16 protein-coding genes and 1 tRNA gene are annotated in these 12,751 nt (G+C 64.9%); 4 read left to right on the top strand and 13 right to left on the bottom strand.

The window, feature by feature from the left end:
• Nucleotides 1-251 precede the first annotated feature (251 nt).
• A complete protein-coding gene (locus N5J73_RS18855; RefSeq protein WP_226053580.1) occupies nucleotides 252-755 on the bottom strand; it encodes a hypothetical protein in 504 nt (167 codons plus the stop codon).
• Between the two features lie 108 nt (nucleotides 756-863).
• On the opposite strand from N5J73_RS18855, the gene N5J73_RS18850 reads away from it, so the two are divergent.
• Complete coding sequence (locus tag N5J73_RS18850; RefSeq protein ID WP_049446612.1) at nucleotides 864-1,085, top strand: hypothetical protein; 222 nt, start codon at nucleotides 864-866, stop codon at nucleotides 1,083-1,085.
• Between the two features lie 64 nt (nucleotides 1,086-1,149).
• Here N5J73_RS18850 and N5J73_RS18845 read toward each other — a convergent pair whose 3' ends face one another.
• Nucleotides 1,150-1,785, bottom strand: coding sequence for a cation transporter (locus tag N5J73_RS18845; RefSeq protein ID WP_049446609.1), 636 nt, complete (start codon nucleotides 1,783-1,785; stop codon nucleotides 1,150-1,152).
• Nucleotides 1,786-1,870: 85 nt separating this feature from the next.
• Between N5J73_RS18845 and N5J73_RS18840 the strand changes: the two genes are divergently transcribed.
• On the top strand, nucleotides 1,871-2,281 hold the full coding sequence (locus tag N5J73_RS18840; protein ID WP_049446607.1) for a helix-turn-helix domain-containing protein: 411 nt from the start codon (nucleotides 1,871-1,873) through the stop codon (nucleotides 2,279-2,281).
• A gap of 72 nt (nucleotides 2,282-2,353) precedes the next feature.
• Nucleotides 2,354-3,007, top strand: coding sequence for a hypothetical protein (locus N5J73_RS18835; protein ID WP_065428130.1), 654 nt, complete (start codon nucleotides 2,354-2,356; stop codon nucleotides 3,005-3,007).
• 14 nt (nucleotides 3,008-3,021) lie between these two features.
• On the opposite strand, the gene N5J73_RS18830 is transcribed toward N5J73_RS18835, so the two are convergent.
• Nucleotides 3,022-3,097, bottom strand: a tRNA-Lys gene (locus tag N5J73_RS18830).
• Between the two features lie 178 nt (nucleotides 3,098-3,275).
• On the opposite strand from N5J73_RS18830, the gene N5J73_RS18825 reads away from it, so the two are divergent.
• Nucleotides 3,276-4,232 (top strand): DUF2268 domain-containing putative Zn-dependent protease, encoded by a 957-nt coding sequence (locus tag N5J73_RS18825; protein WP_088480892.1) that lies wholly within the window; start codon nucleotides 3,276-3,278, stop codon nucleotides 4,230-4,232.
• A gap of 52 nt (nucleotides 4,233-4,284) precedes the next feature.
• Here N5J73_RS18825 and queC read toward each other — a convergent pair whose 3' ends face one another.
• From queC to ruvB, 10 genes are all read right to left on the bottom strand, one after another.
• Nucleotides 4,285-4,950, bottom strand: coding sequence for a 7-cyano-7-deazaguanine synthase QueC (gene queC, locus N5J73_RS18820; protein ID WP_049441292.1), 666 nt, complete (start codon nucleotides 4,948-4,950; stop codon nucleotides 4,285-4,287).
• Between the two features lie 78 nt (nucleotides 4,951-5,028).
• A complete protein-coding gene (queE, locus tag N5J73_RS18815) occupies nucleotides 5,029-5,730 on the bottom strand; it encodes a 7-carboxy-7-deazaguanine synthase QueE (protein ID WP_049446508.1) in 702 nt (233 codons plus the stop codon).
• A 139-nt stretch (nucleotides 5,731-5,869) separates the two neighbouring features.
• The gene (ybgF, locus tag N5J73_RS18810) at nucleotides 5,870-6,688 is read right to left on the bottom strand and encodes a tol-pal system protein YbgF (protein WP_049446507.1); all 819 of its coding nucleotides are present in this window, start codon (nucleotides 6,686-6,688) and stop codon (nucleotides 5,870-5,872) included.
• 3 nt (nucleotides 6,689-6,691) lie between these two features.
• Nucleotides 6,692-7,210: a peptidoglycan-associated lipoprotein Pal gene (gene pal / locus N5J73_RS18805; RefSeq protein ID WP_005410748.1), complete on the bottom strand. Its 519-nt coding sequence runs from the start codon at nucleotides 7,208-7,210 to the stop codon at nucleotides 6,692-6,694.
• A gap of 64 nt (nucleotides 7,211-7,274) precedes the next feature.
• Complete coding sequence (gene tolB, locus N5J73_RS18800; protein WP_049446505.1) at nucleotides 7,275-8,594, bottom strand: Tol-Pal system beta propeller repeat protein TolB; 1,320 nt, start codon at nucleotides 8,592-8,594, stop codon at nucleotides 7,275-7,277.
• 283 nt (nucleotides 8,595-8,877) lie between these two features.
• A complete protein-coding gene (gene tolA / locus N5J73_RS18795; protein ID WP_049446504.1) occupies nucleotides 8,878-9,933 on the bottom strand; it encodes a cell envelope integrity protein TolA in 1,056 nt (351 codons plus the stop codon).
• Nucleotides 9,923-10,351 carry a protein TolR gene (gene tolR, locus N5J73_RS18790; RefSeq protein WP_005410751.1) on the bottom strand — a complete coding sequence of 143 codons (429 nt, stop codon included), beginning with the start codon at nucleotides 10,349-10,351 and terminating at the stop codon, nucleotides 9,923-9,925. Before tolR ends, tolA begins: the two co-directional genes overlap by 11 nt.
• Before the next feature lie 24 nt (nucleotides 10,352-10,375).
• Complete coding sequence (tolQ, locus tag N5J73_RS18785; protein WP_006438802.1) at nucleotides 10,376-11,155, bottom strand: protein TolQ; 780 nt, start codon at nucleotides 11,153-11,155, stop codon at nucleotides 10,376-10,378.
• 10 nt (nucleotides 11,156-11,165) lie between these two features.
• On the bottom strand, nucleotides 11,166-11,597 hold the full coding sequence (gene ybgC, locus N5J73_RS18780) for a tol-pal system-associated acyl-CoA thioesterase (RefSeq protein WP_049446502.1): 432 nt from the start codon (nucleotides 11,595-11,597) through the stop codon (nucleotides 11,166-11,168).
• Nucleotides 11,587-12,627, bottom strand: coding sequence for a Holliday junction branch migration DNA helicase RuvB (ruvB, locus tag N5J73_RS18775; RefSeq protein WP_019337543.1), 1,041 nt, complete (start codon nucleotides 12,625-12,627; stop codon nucleotides 11,587-11,589). The genes ybgC and ruvB overlap by 11 nt, the downstream gene beginning before the upstream one ends.
• Nucleotides 12,628-12,751 lie beyond the last annotated feature (124 nt).

The raw sequence follows: 12,751 nt of genomic DNA, 5'->3' as shown, positions 1-12,751 counted from the left end.
GTTGACGTCGAACGTGAACTCACGCATTGGGGATTGGCATTCAACTCCGGTGCGCTACCCGCCATTAGCTTCCGCCATGAAGTTGACCCGGTCATCCGGCTCGCATGTGACATCTACATCAGAGATCCGCACGGAACGCGCGCAGAATGGCTGGGTGACCTGGAGGGCAGACTTGCGGCCCGATCCAGTCTGCGCGGTCACCCTGGCGCAGCGGAGATCGCAGGCCAATGCTGGTCGCGTCTCTCTTGCTCCTAGGAGTCTTCTTCCCGCGAGGCTGCGTCGTTCCCTTCTCGCATGAGCTGATCATTCAGCACGTGAACGATGGACATGACCGCATCGGCGAGCGCTCTTGAGTCGCTGATTGACCCGTAGAAGTAGATCTTCGAGCCTTCAACCCGGACTTCCGCCAGGGAGAGCTGAGACGCCAGCGCGTCGCACTTCCTCACGAAGAGCTCAGTCCAGCGGACACCCGGCGCAAGATCCAACAACGCAATGATGGCCTCATCAGTAGAGGAATCGACGCGCTCATGTAGCTGTGGCACATCGAAACCAACGATTCTTGGAAGCATGGGGGCGCTCAACGGCCTGTCCTCTCCCTTATGGGTGATCTGAGTATCACCCACGATACGCGGATCTACAATCTGACCACCCCACATCGAAGTACCCACTTGGGTGCTGGCTTCTCTATCGCTTTCCTTCTCCCTTTTGGCAGGAGGATATATCGTAATGCCCAATCGGCGCTGCTTGATCTCCACGCTTGCACAGAGCCGGAGGCACCTACGAATGGCTTCTATCCGCTTAAGGAGAGACTGTCTAAGTGCTTCAATGAAGTGCGCACGTTCAGCGCCAGATGAGCTATCGGCATGAGCAAGGCAATCCTCCAATTTAATGACCTGCAGGAACTCTGCCAGCCGGGCAAGAGGCCTAGGCTTGCCACTGTGATCCGATGGGCCGACGGATGCGGCATCCGCTTTCTTTATGACGGAAGCGGCGGGATCTGGACGACTATGCACGCGCTCAATGGAGCGCTCGGCCTAGCCGGAGCAAAGCCGCATCTCGATCTGTACGACCCAAGTGATTTCTGAGTCTGAGTAGGCGACGGTCAATGCCTACCACCGTCCCCTGCTCTCGGGCTTTTCTTTAGTGAACTCAGCGTTGCACCGCCCTGGCGGTTCGCCATGCCGGCCACGCCTCGCCAATCACGTCCAATGCAGATTTCAGGAAGAGCAGAGCGATCACCGTGCCTGCTGCGATGTCCGGCCAGCCGCTTCCGGTCAGCGCAACGCCACCGGCAGCCACCAGTACACCGATGTTGGCGGCGACGTCATTGCGAGAGCACTCGAAGGTACTTTTCATGTTGATGTTGAGCGCGCGGAACCGCCACAGCAGTGTCAGGCACACCAGATTGGCCACCAGCGCGATGGCTCCGAACCCCAGCATCAAGCCACTGGAAGGACGCACGCCGTGGATCAGCTTGCTGACCACCTCCACCACGATAAAGACAAAGAAGGCCAGAATAAGCAGCCCCTTGGCGAGGGCTGCACCAGCCTCCCAGCGCGCGCCCCGATTCACTGCCCACAGGCTCAGGCCGTACACGATCGCATCGCCCAGCATGTCCACTGCATCGGCCTGTAGGGCACTCGAGCGCGCAACAATGCCCGCGCCGAACTCGATGAAGAACATCGCCAGGTTGATGATGAGTACCGCCACCAGTACGCGCCGTTGCGCACTGTGAAGGGCCAGCGCTTCCAGTTCCTGGCGCTTGTGGCCGCAGCAGTGGTCCATGGGTGTCTCCCGCCAGGCTGTGGCCGGGCTTGAAAAGGGGTGGGAGAGTCGTTATCAACCCTGTAGCCCCTACAAGGTCAAGCTCATGCCCAGCCACCTCACCATCGGCCAGCTGGCCCGCCAGACCGGCACCAAGGCCGAAACCATCCGCTATTATGAAAAGATCGGCCTGCTGCAGCCGCCGTTGCGCTCGGAGGGCAACTACCGCTACTACGGCGCGCAGGACCAGAGGCGTATGTCGTTCGTGCGCCGCGCCCGCGAGCTTGGCTTCTCCATTCAACAGATCCGCGAGCTGATTGCCTTTGGTGAACAGCGAGAGCACGAGTGCAGTTCGGTGGACGATGTGGTGAAAGCGCACATCGCAGACATCACGCGCCGTATCCAGGACCTGCAGGCGTTGCAGGGCGAGCTGGAGCGGATGATCGGCAATTGCCCGGGCGGCCGCGTAGCTGATTGCAGGGTGCTGGAAGCCCTTCAGCCGCAGCCTGCCGCTTGACCTTGTAGTCGCATCAAGGTTTACAACGCCGGGCTACTTCGCCACCGCGCGGCCTTGCCGCCTTGACGACCCATGACCCAGCTGTCCCATCCGCTTGCCTTGGCGCTGTGCGCCGCCCTCCTGTCCGCCGTAGCCCCGGCCAGCCGAAAGGCTCACACAGAGGGTAGCGTTGCTCCGTATCTCGCTCCGCTGATGGTCATCACCTACCTATGCCGCCTGCGCGGTATTGAGGCTGTCACGCTGACAGATGCGAACAACACCGAGGTTGGCAGTGTTTGCAAACGGCGCAAGGGCAGCAAGGACAATGTGACCGAATGGAATGATGATCTACGCCTTTCGTGGAATGTCCTGGATGGACTTCGCAAGGAGGCGATGGAACGCCACAAAAGGCCAGTGCAATTGCAGCCCGATAAGCGCCCACTAGTGGTAAGCCAGAAGGGCTTGCCGCTGACCAAATCCGGACTTGATTCCGCTTGGCAGCGGCTAATGGATTTGGCTACTAGCGGGGAGGATCCACTGTTGAAGCCGGGGGAGGAATTCACCCTGCACGGCCTCAAGCATCGCGGCATCACTGACAGTGAGAAGCCGGAGGACGGCGGCCACAAGAGTGCAGCCATGCGAGATCGATACGACCATCGATTGCCGGTCGTGAAACCTGCGTCGCTCCCTGACTTTTCAGGATCGTTTTCAGGACGAAAAGAAAAAGGCGCCATTGATGGCGCCTAAGTCGTTGATGCAATTGGTGGGCCGTGAAGGATTCGAACCTTCGACCAAAAGATTAAAAGTCTTCTGCTCTACCGACTGAGCTAACGGCCCATTGCACTGCCCCAGCCTTTCGGCGGGGTGGGCATTCTACCCTACTTTGCCGGGCCGGGTGAAACCCTGGTGCGTCGAGGTTGCCGGCCAGCGGCCGGCACTACCCGATCTGGTGAGCCCGCTTAAACCTTCCGGGCATCCGACGCATCCCAGCTGTGATTCCTGCCCGGAGCCACGGATGCGCCTGCCGTTCTGCCTCATTGCCGCCCTTCTGCTGCCCTGCAAGGCACTGTCCGCCCCGTCCCACGTAGTCACCGACGACATCGGCCGCTTCTGGGCCACCTATGACGCTGTGCGCGCCGAGCCCGACGTCGAGCGCCAGGTCGCACTCGTGCAAGAGCGCTACATCGATCCGGGCAGCCCCGGCCTGCATGCACTGATGCAGGTGCGCAACTACACTGCCCGCGAATACGCCGCGGCCATGCGGGCCTGGCCGCGCTTCTGGGCTTCGGTGCGACCGCTCACCGCCGATGCGCAGGAGGCCAGCGCCACACTGGAACGGGATCTGGCCGCCTTCCGGGAACTTTACCCGGCTCTGGCGCCCGCGACGGTCACCTACGCAGTCGGTGTGCTGCGCACCGGTGGCACCACACTAGGCGACAAGGTGCTGATCGGCGCGGAGATGGCGCTGGGCGATGAGGGCGTGGACGTGAGCGAGCTGCCGGAGCCGATGCGCAGCCGCCTGCGGATCTTCTACGACAGCCGCCCCGGTGCGAACAACGCGCAAAATAACCTGCACGAGTACGTGCATACCCAGCAGCGCGAAACCAGCGGCAGCGTGGCCCAGTACGCAGTGCGCGAAGGCGTTGCCGAGTACGTGGCCGAACGGCTGAGCGGGCGTCGGCCGGCGTTGCCGATGTATCGCTACGGGCCCGCGCACGAAGCGGAAATCCGCACGCGCTTCATTGCCGAGATGGACGGGAACAACCTGGACAACTGGCTGTACAACAGCGCCAGCAATGCGTTCGGCGTGAGTGATCTGGGCTACTACGCCGGCTACCGTATCGCGCAGGACTACATGCGCCAGCAGGCCGACGAGAGAGCCGGCATCGCGCGGATGATCCAGCTGGACTATGCCGATCCGAGTGCGGTGCGGGCGTTTATTGAAGCGTCGGGGTGGTTGCAGGCCCGGTAGACCAAGGAGTGCGAACCAACGGTTCGCACCCACCGAGGGAGTGACTGCGCGATCAAGCGTACAGCGTCGGGTCCGGCACGCCGGCTTCGGCGAAGCCCTGCGCGCGCAGGCGGCAGGCGTCGCAGTGGCCGCAGGCGGCGCCGTTGGTGTCAGCGTTGTAACAGGACACGGTCAAGCCAAAGTCCACGCCCAGGCGCACGCCTTCGCTGACGATCTGGCCCTTGCTGAGGAACTGCAGCGGCGCATGCACCTTGATGCCCGCCCCCTCCACGCCGGACTTGGTGGCCAGGTTGGCCAGCGCCTGGAACGCGGCCACGAACTCGGGGCGGCAGTCCGGATAGCCGGAATAATCCACGGCGTTGACGCCGCAGAAGATGTCGTTGGCACCGAGCACTTCGGCCCAGCCCAACGCCAGCGACAGCATGATGGTGTTGCGCGCAGGCACGTAGGTGACCGGGATGCCGGCACCGCCGGCCTCGGGCACGTCGATGTCGTCGGTCAGTGCCGAGCCGCCGATGCTGCGCAGGTCCACGTCCACGGTCTTGTGCGCGACCACGCCCTGGGCCTTGGCCACGCGGGCGGCGGCATCCAGTTCGGAGGTATGGCGCTGGCCATACCGCACGCTCAGCGCATGCACGGCGAAGCCCTGTTCCTGGGCCATGGCGATGACGGCGGCTGAATCCATGCCGCCGGAGAGAAGCACGACTGCCTTCTTCATGGGAAAAACATCCGGTTGGGAGGGGAAAGCCAGCACGCTGTCCCGCGCCGGAGCTACATCAGGGAACGTTGCCTGGGCTCATCGGCCCGGCTCGTCGTTCCACAGGATTTTATGCAACTGCATCTGGAAGCGCACCGGCAGCCGGTCTTCGACGATCCAGTCGGCCAGCTGCCGCGCGGTGATCTCGCCCTTGCTGGGCGAGAAGAACACGGTGCAGCGCTTGACCAGATCGTGCTCGACCAGAAGGGCCTTGGCCCAGTCGTAGTCCTCGCGGCTGCAGATGACGAACTTGATCTGGTCGCGTGCGGTCAGCAGCGGCAGGTTTTCCCAGCGGTTGCGCGCCGCTTCGGCCGAACCCGGGGTCTTGATGTCGACCACCCGCGATACGCGTGGGTCTACCGCGCTGACGTCCAGCGCACCGGAGGTTTCCAGCGAGACATCCATGCCGGCATCGCACAGCTTCTGCAGCAACACCAGGCAGCGCTTCTGCGCCAGCGGCTCGCCGCCCGTCACGCAGACGTGGCGCACGCCTTGGGCCAGCACCTCGGCCACGATGTCGTCGATGTCCCACCAGGTGCCGCCATGGAAGGCATAGGCGGTATCGCAGTACTGGCAGCGCAGCGGGCAGCCGGTCAAGCGTACGAACACGGTCGGCCAGCCGGCGGTATCGGCTTCGCCCTGCAGCGAGGTGAAGATCTCGGTGATCTTCAGGCGCGGCAGTGGCGATTGCACGATGTCGCTGGGGGTGGCGACGGCGTTGGACGGAGTAACGGCGGTCATGGCAAACAATTCTTCATGGGACGGGCCACCGATTTATCGGCGCCGGAAACGAAAGCAGCCGAGCATGGGCTCGGCTCTACAGGAGGCTGCCGGAAATCAGCCCAGCGCCAGGGTACGCATTGTACGCCCGGTCAGCGGATCAGCGGATCTGCTTGCCGAGGCGGATGGACTGCAGACGGTCCTGCGCGGTGCGCGCGGCGTCCGAGCCCGGGTACTGCGCCACGACGGTCTCCAGCGTCTGCTGGGCCTGGTCGACCTTGCCCTCGCCATACTGCGAGAGGCCGATCTTGAGCAGGCCGCCAGCGGCCTTGTCGTGGGTTGGATAGCGCGACAGCAGTTCGCGGAACTGGGTCTCGGCCATCGGGAAATTGCGGGTGGCGTAGTAGCTCTCGCCCAGCCAGTACAGTGCGTTCGGCGCGTAGACGCCGTTCGGGTACAGCTGCAGGAAGCTCAGGAACAGCTGCGCCGAATCATCGTACTTGCCGGCCTTCAGCGAATCGAAGGCGACGTTGTAGGAGGTCCGCTCATCGCCGGTGGCGGCAAGACTGCCGGCATCACCATGGACGGAAGGCGGCCGCTCGGAAGTGGCCGCCGCTGCGGGTTTTGCCGGGGCCGGAGCGGCCTTCGGCGCGCTCGCCGGAACGGGCGGCAGGGCCGGGGCGGCATTGCCCCCTTCCAACCGGTTCAGGCGGCTGTCCAGATCCAGGTACTGATCCTGGGCGGACTGCTTGAGCTGGGCATTGTCGTGCTGCAACTGCTCGATCGAGGCCTGCAGGCTGGTGACCTGCTGCCGCAGCTGATTGATCTGGTTCAACAGGTCCTGGTTGGCACTGTTGTTGTACATCTGCTGCTCGAGCGCGCCGACACGGTCAGCCAGGCTCTGTCGCTGTGCATGCGCCGGTGCGGCAGCCACAAGGGCTGCCGCAACGACCAGCATCAATTTGATGCCAATGCGCATGGATTACTGCGCGGTGTAGACGATTTCGACGCGACGGTTCTGCGACCAGCAGGACTCGTTCGACTCGGTGCAGACCGGACGCTCTTCACCGTAGGAAACGACGGTCAGCTGCGAAGCCGAGCCACCGTTGGCCTGCAGGGCCGAGTTGACGCCGTTGCCACGACGCTCACCCAGGGCCTGGTTGTACGCGCGCGAACCGCGCTCGTCGGTGTGGCCCTGCAGGGTGATGCGCGAGGACGGACGGTCACGCAGGTACTTGGCGTGGCAAGCCATGATGGCCTGGAATTCCGGCTTCACGTCTTCCTTGTCCAGGTCGAAGTAGACAACGCGCTGGCGCAGGCAAGCGTCGGTGTCCAGGTCGCCCGGGCCGTACAGGCCCGAGGTCGACGGACCGGTCGGGGTGGTGGTCGAGGTGCCGGTGTCAACCGGGGCTGCCGGCTCTTCCTTCACCTTCTTCGAGCAACCGGCCAGGACGGCCACAGACAGCAGGGAAACAAGCAGAACGCGGGTGGACTTGTTCATGGCGATACCTTTGTGGCTCCTAGGCCGATGAGGGGTTCAAGACAACGAAAATATTAACACTCTTTTAGCGCTGGGTACGGTATGGGGACCATGCCGGCTCGCGCACATCACCATCGGCCAGGACCAGGCGCTGGCGAACCCGCGCATCGGCCGAGACGGCATACAACACACCACGGCCACCTTCGCGGGCGGCGTACAACACCATGCTCGCGTTGGGCGCAAAGCTCGGCGATTCATCCAGCGAGCCCGGGGACAGCGTGCTCCAGCGCGGCGAACCCAGCGAGCTGTCCATCACCGCGATCTTGTAGCTGTTGCCCGAGCCCTGGGCGACGGCGATCTTCTTGCCATCGTAGGACACCGAGGGCTTGGCATTGTAGTTGCCCTGGAAGGTCACGCGCTCGGCGCTGCCGCCGCCCGCGCCGACCTTGTAGACCTGCGGACGGCCGCCGCGGTCGGAGGTGAAGTACACCGCGCTGCCGTCCGGCGCCCAGGTCGGCTCGGTATCGATGGCGAAGTGGTTGGTCAGCTGGGTCAGCTGCTTGCTGCCCAGGTCCATCACGTAGATTTCCGGGTTGCCCGAACGCGACAGGGTGAGGGCCAGCTTGCGGCCGTCCGGCGAGAACGCCGGGGCGCTGTTGATGCCGCGGAAGCTGGTGACGAGCTCCCGCGCGCCGGTACCGATGTTCTGGATGTAGATGGCCGAATTGCCACGCTCGAAGCTGACGTAGGCCAGCTTGCTGCCATCCGGGCTCCACGACGGCGACAGCAGCGGCTCGGCCGAACGCACGATGGTCTGCGGGTTGTAGCCGTCGGAGTCGGCCACCATCAGCGCATAGCGCATGGCGTCGCCCTTGCCGCTGGCGGTCACGTAGGCGATGCGGGTCCAGAAGGCGCCACGGATGCCGGTGATCTTCTCGTAGATGGCGTCGGCCATCTGGTGGGCAACATCGCGCATGGCATTGCCACGGGCGGTCATCGCCAGGCCCAGCAGGCGCTCGCCCTTGGGCACGTCGAACAGTTCGTATTCGACGCGGTAGGCGCCGGCACCCGCGTCGAGCACGCGGCCGACCACGATGTAGTTCTGCTTCAGCGCGCGCCAGGTGGCGAACTGGATGTCGCCGCCACGCACGGGCTTTTCGACGATCTGCGCTTCCGGCAGCGTGCGGAACTGGCCCGAGCGCTCGAGGTCGGCGCGGACCACGCCGGCGACGTCGGTCTGCGGTGCAGCCGCCGAACCCTGGTAGGGCATCGGCACGATGGTGATCGGCAGGGCGGAAGCATTGCCGCCGATGATGTCGATATCCAGCCCCTTCTGCTGCGCGACGGCAGCAAAGGGCAGCAACAGGGCCGCAAACACGGCAAGCCAGCGAGGCATCTTTTTCATGGAGCGCTCAATAGGGGGAAACCGGAACGAGGGATAGCAAAGCGGAAGTGAACCGCTTCGCAATCATGAACCAAGGGTACGTGAATTCCGGGTCAGTTCCAGCCCGTCCTCTCACGCACCGTTAACGTCGTGACTAACATCGCACCGTCTGCCCAGGTCACACCGCCCCACAGGACGGTGTTCGACAGCAGCCCACAGCCTGCCCGGTCGAGACCGGGCCTGCCAGAGGCAAGTGCGACATCCGTGGGCGCGGGTAGCCGGGAGCCACCCTGCCCTGCCCGCCTCAGCGATCCTGGGCGGTAAAGGTGAAGTTGAGCGTGCGCGCGAACACCGACTCGAAGCCGCGGTACGGCAGCGGCTGCGCATTGAGCACGGCGGCCTCGATCGAACGCTTGCCGGCCTCGTCGTAGGGGCAGTTCGGGCTGACCTTGGCCTGCATCACCGTGCCACCCGGAATCTGGGTGATGGTGATCTGGCAGCGCTGGCCCAGCGGCACCGTATCCGGGCGCACCCACTGCGACAGCACCTTGGCCTGGATCGCTGCAGCATATTTGGCCGAAAGATCGTCGCTGTTGCCACCACCGCCGGCGGCGGGCTGGGAGGCACCACTGGAACCTGCAGCGGCACTGCCGGCGGCATTGCGCGCGGCGGCCACCTGGCGCAGCTTCTGCTCGGCCAGCTTGGCTTCCTTCTCGGCCTGCTCGCGGCGGGCACGGATCTCGGCGATCTTCTTCTGCTTCTCGGCCTCGGCCTTGTCAGCGGCCACGCGCTCCTGCTCGGCCTGCTTCTTCTTCTCGTCCGCTTCCTGCTGCTTGGCCAGGCGCAGCTTCTGCTCCGCTTCTTCCTGGCGTTTGCGTTCGGTCAGGTCGATCTGCTCCTGGCGGCGCTTGGCTTCCTGTTCCTGCTTGGCCTTCTCCTGGGAGATGGCAAGCGCACTCACAGCTTCCTGGTCCTTGGTATCCGGCTGTGCGACACGCTCCTGCGCCTGTTGCTGCTGGGGCGTGGGGGCATCCTGCGGGCGCGGCTCGGGAATCGGCTGAGGCGGCGGAATGGTGTCTTCCGGCACCGGGATCGGCTCGGCGACCGGCGGCGGCAGGTCCTCCAGCTTTTCCGACTGGCGCAGGGCCTGGCGCGCGGCGGAGGCCTCGGACGCGGACAGCGCGAGGCTGGCCTCGACCGAGGGGTCGCCGGCGGCGGCATCGGTGTTGCGCTGGGGCGACCACAGCCAGGCCACGATGAAGACCAGCGCGACCAGCAGGTGCACCAGCAACGCCAGCGCCAGGGGCAGGCCCCAGCCGGGTTCGCGCTGATGCGGGGGTGGCAGGGCGTCAGCGTGCATCGGTGGCCAGGCCTACCTTGTCTACCTTGGCGCGCTTGATCACGTCCATCGCGGCGATGACCTTTTCATAGGCCACGGCGCGGTCGGCGGCGACGATCACGCGCACGCCCTTGTCCTGGGCGGCGATGCCGGCCAGGCGGCCTTCCAGTTCCTCGGCAGACACGGCGGTCGGCTCCTTGGCGTCGGGCAGCTTCAGGCTGAGCTGGCCGTCCTGGCGCACCGAGACGATCACCGGGTCCTGCTTGCTCTCCAGCGCCTTGGCGTTGGACTGCGGCAGGTCGACGTCGAAGCTCAGCGTGAGCAGCGGTGCGGTGACCATGAAGATGATCAGCAGCACCAGCATGACGTCGATGTAGGGAACGACGTTGATTTCCGATTTCAGCTTGCGGCGCTTGCGGCGACCGATGGCAGCGGACATGGCTTGGACTCCCGGGTCAGGCGCTTACTCGTCGCCAGCGCTCTGGCGCTGCAGGATGGAGCTGAACTCTTCGGCGAAGGTCTCGAACCGCACCGACATACGCTCCACGCGCGTGGTGAAGCGGTTGTAGGCCCACACCGCCGGGATCGCTACGAACAGGCCGATGGCGGTGGCGAACAGGGCTTCGGAGATGCCCGGGGCGACGGCGGCGATGCCGGCCTGCGCACCGCTGCTGATCATGTCGTGCATGGTCACCATGATGCCGAACACGGTACCGACCAGGCCCACGTACGGGGCGGTCGAGCCGATGTTGGCCAGCAGTTCCAGGTTGCGCTCAAGCTGGTCCACTTCGCGGGTATAGGTAGTGCGCATGGCACGCTGCGCGCCTTCCAGCTGCGCACGGCCATCCAGACGGCGCTTGTCGCGCAGGCGGGTGTATTCGCGGAAACCGGCTTCGAAGATCGCTTCCAGGCCGCCGACATTGCGGCTGCGGTCGGTGGCCGAGCTGTACAGCTTGCCCAGATCGGCGCCGGACCAGAAGCGGTTCTCGAACTCGTCGGCTTCGCGGGTGGCCTGCTTGAACACGCGGGCCTTGCGGAAAATGATCACCCAGCTGACGAACGAGCCGACCAGCAGCAGCAGCACGATGATCTTCACCGGCAGGCTGGCCTTGGCCATCAGTTCGAGGTAGTTGATGCCGCCGCCGGTGGTGGCCTGGGCAAGGGTCTGGGTCGCGGCGTTGCTGACGTCGGCCGGCAGTGCCTCGGTGACCGTGGCCTGCAGGGCCAGGAGCGTTGCGATCATCCGTTGTTCCTCAATGTTCGGATTCGGGGTGGAGGTGGGGTTGCAGCACGGCAAGGACGGCCTCGTCCATGCCGCGCGGGCGGAAACTGGCCGCTTCCAGTGCGGCGATGCGGACCTGCGCCGACAGCAGCAGCTCGCCGTCGCGCAGGATCTGCTGGTCGAAGACCATGCTGGCCTTCTTCAGCTGGACCAGGCGTGCGCTCACCTGCAGGGTGTCATCCAGCCGTGCCGGCTTGATGAAATCCATCTGCATCGAGCGCACCGCGAAGACCATCCCATGCTCGGCGCGCATGCGCTCCTGGCCGTAGCCCAGCGCACGCATCCATTCGGTCCGGGCCCGTTCCATGAAGGCCACGTAGCGGGCGTGGTAGACCACGCCACCTGCGTCGGTATCTTCCCAGTAAATGCGTGTCGGCCAACTGAATAGTGGCTCAACCGACATCGGGAACCTCCGCGAACAGGTCCTGCGGCGGATTCTTCGGCTTCAGGCCCATGTGCCGGTAGGCCTTGTGAGTCGCCATGCGGCCGCGCGCGGTACGCACCAGGAAGCCCTGCTGGATCAGGTACGGCTCGACCACGTCTTCCAGCGTGCCGCGCTCTTCGGACAGTGCCGCGGCCAGCGATTCGATGCCGACCGGGCCGCCATCGAAGTAGTCGACCATGGTCTTGAGCAGGCGGCGGTCAAGCTCGTCGAAGCCCTCCGGGTCGACCTTCAGCATCTGCATCGCAGCCTGTGCCACGGCCTCGTCGATGTGGCCGCCGGCCTTGACCTGCGCGTAGTCGCGCACGCGGCGCAGCAGGCGGTTGGCGATACGCGGGGTGCCACGCGCGCGGCGCGCGATCTCCCCTGCCCCATCGGCGGTGCAGTCGATGGCCAGAATGGCCGCCGAGCGGCGCACGATCCGGGTCAGCTCCTCGACGCTGTAGAACTCCAGACGCTGGACGATGCCGAAGCGGTCGCGCAGCGGCGCGGTCAGCAGGCCGGCACGGGTGGTGGCGCCAATCAGGGTGAACGGTGGCAGGTCGATCTTGATCGAGCGGGCGGCGGGGCCCTCGCCGATCATGATGTCGATCTGGAAATCTTCCATCGCCGGGTACAAGACTTCCTCGACCACCGGCGACAGGCGATGGATCTCGTCGATGAAGAGCACATCGTGCGGCTGCAGGTTGGTCAGCAGCGCAGCGAGGTCGCCGGCCTTCTCGATCACCGGACCGGAGGTCACCCGCAGGGCCACGCCCAGTTCGTTGGCGATGACATGGCTGAGGGTGGTCTTGCCCAGGCCGGGCGGCCCGAAGATCAGCACGTGGTCGAGCGCGTCGCCACGCCCCTTGGCCGCCTGGATGTAGATTTCCATCTGCTCGCGCACCGGCACCTGGCCGAGGTAGTCGGCAAGGCGCTTGGGGCGGATGCTGGCGTCGGCGGCGTCATCCTCGCGGGTGGCGCCGGCGCCGATGATGCGGTCGTCGGTCATGTGCTGATTATGCGGCAAAAGTACGGGTTTCGGCCGGGCTGCGCCCGGCACCCGCAGAGGCAACGTCAACGTCAACGTCAACGTCAATTGCGAATCTACTGGGGATGGCGGGGTGGGTCCGGTC

This window comes from Stenotrophomonas sp. GD03654 (genome assembly GCF_029845105.1).
Classification (GTDB): Bacteria; Pseudomonadota; Gammaproteobacteria; order Xanthomonadales; family Xanthomonadaceae; genus Stenotrophomonas; species Stenotrophomonas africana.
Note: the sequence above shows the minus strand (reverse complement) of the source record. Positions and strands in the feature narration are given on the sequence as shown.

Excerpts from the sequence above, each read along its gene's own strand:
- N5J73_RS18850 (WP_049446612.1), top strand. The coding sequence starts at position 864 with ATGAGCAAGGCAATCCTCCAATTTAATGACCTGCAGGAACTCTGCCAG.
- tolB (WP_049446505.1), bottom strand. The coding sequence starts at position 8,594 with ATGAAAAAGATGCCTCGCTGGCTTGCCGTGTTTGCGGCCCTGTTGCTG.
- queC (WP_049441292.1), bottom strand. The coding sequence starts at position 4,950 with ATGAAGAAGGCAGTCGTGCTTCTCTCCGGCGGCATGGATTCAGCCGCC.
- N5J73_RS18835 (WP_065428130.1), top strand. The coding sequence starts at position 2,354 with ATGACCCAGCTGTCCCATCCGCTTGCCTTGGCGCTGTGCGCCGCCCTC.
- tolR (WP_005410751.1), bottom strand. The coding sequence starts at position 10,351 with ATGTCCGCTGCCATCGGTCGCCGCAAGCGCCGCAAGCTGAAATCGGAA.
- ruvB (WP_019337543.1), bottom strand. The coding sequence starts at position 12,627 with ATGACCGACGACCGCATCATCGGCGCCGGCGCCACCCGCGAGGATGAC.
- ybgC (WP_049446502.1), bottom strand. The coding sequence starts at position 11,597 with ATGTCGGTTGAGCCACTATTCAGTTGGCCGACACGCATTTACTGGGAA.
- N5J73_RS18825 (WP_088480892.1), top strand. The coding sequence starts at position 3,276 with ATGCGCCTGCCGTTCTGCCTCATTGCCGCCCTTCTGCTGCCCTGCAAG.
- N5J73_RS18840 (WP_049446607.1), top strand. The coding sequence starts at position 1,871 with ATGCCCAGCCACCTCACCATCGGCCAGCTGGCCCGCCAGACCGGCACC.
- queE (WP_049446508.1), bottom strand. The coding sequence starts at position 5,730 with ATGACCGCCGTTACTCCGTCCAACGCCGTCGCCACCCCCAGCGACATC.
- tolQ (WP_006438802.1), bottom strand. The coding sequence starts at position 11,155 with ATGATCGCAACGCTCCTGGCCCTGCAGGCCACGGTCACCGAGGCACTG.
- pal (WP_005410748.1), bottom strand. The coding sequence starts at position 7,210 with ATGAACAAGTCCACCCGCGTTCTGCTTGTTTCCCTGCTGTCTGTGGCC.
- N5J73_RS18845 (WP_049446609.1), bottom strand. The coding sequence starts at position 1,785 with ATGGACCACTGCTGCGGCCACAAGCGCCAGGAACTGGAAGCGCTGGCC.
- tolA (WP_049446504.1), bottom strand. The coding sequence starts at position 9,933 with ATGCACGCTGACGCCCTGCCACCCCCGCATCAGCGCGAACCCGGCTGG.
- ybgF (WP_049446507.1), bottom strand. The coding sequence starts at position 6,688 with ATGCGCATTGGCATCAAATTGATGCTGGTCGTTGCGGCAGCCCTTGTG.